General features: G+C 47.8%; 5 tRNA genes. All 5 read right to left on the reverse strand.

Going from position 1 to position 481, the window contains the following annotated elements:
* Window positions 1-41: 41 nt before the first annotated feature.
* The 5 genes from OL233_RS11270 to OL233_RS11290 all read right to left on the reverse strand — a co-directional run bounded on the left by OL233_RS11270 (window position 42) and on the right by OL233_RS11290 (window position 470).
* A tRNA-Glu gene (locus tag OL233_RS11270) sits at window positions 42-113 on the reverse strand.
* Window positions 114-146: 33 nt separating this feature from the next.
* Window positions 147-220: transfer RNA gene (locus tag OL233_RS11275), tRNA-Ile, on the reverse strand.
* Window positions 221-229: 9 nt separating this feature from the next.
* Window positions 230-300: transfer RNA gene (locus OL233_RS11280), tRNA-Gly, on the reverse strand.
* Between the two features lie 5 nt (window positions 301-305).
* A tRNA-Phe gene (locus OL233_RS11285) sits at window positions 306-378 on the reverse strand.
* A gap of 18 nt (window positions 379-396) precedes the next feature.
* Window positions 397-470, reverse strand: a tRNA-Asp gene (locus tag OL233_RS11290).
* Between the last annotated feature and the right edge of the window lie 11 nt (window positions 471-481).

The following is a 481-nucleotide window of genomic DNA, read 5'->3' on the forward strand; positions in this document are numbered from 1 at the left end:
GACTTGGGTAATCCTCCACGGCTATATAATTATAACACTAATGACCCGTACGGGAATCGAACCCGTGATACCGCCGTGAAAGGGCGGTGTCTTAACCGCTTGACCAACGGGCCTTGGTAATACTTTTTTATATTATTAAAATATAATGGGCCTAAATGGACTCGAACCATCGACCTCACGCTTATCAGGCGTGCGCTCTAACCAGCTGAGCTATAGGCCCCAATTAAAGAGCGGGTGACGAGAATCGAACTCGCGACAACAGCTTGGAAGGCTGTGGTTTTACCACTAAACTACACCCGCTAAAATGGCTTGAAACAGAATCGAACTGCTGACACCTTGAGCTTCAATCAAGTGCTCTACCAACTGAGCTACCAAGCCATGATAACTTTTGAAAAACGGTCTGGACGGGACTCGAACCCGCGACCTCCTGCGTGACAGGCAGGCATTCTAACCAGCTGAACTACCAAACCATGAATCTTTG

It is taken from the genome of Vagococcus proximus (genome assembly GCF_029143285.1).
Classification (GTDB): Bacteria; Bacillota; Bacilli; order Lactobacillales; family Vagococcaceae; genus Vagococcus_D; species Vagococcus_D proximus.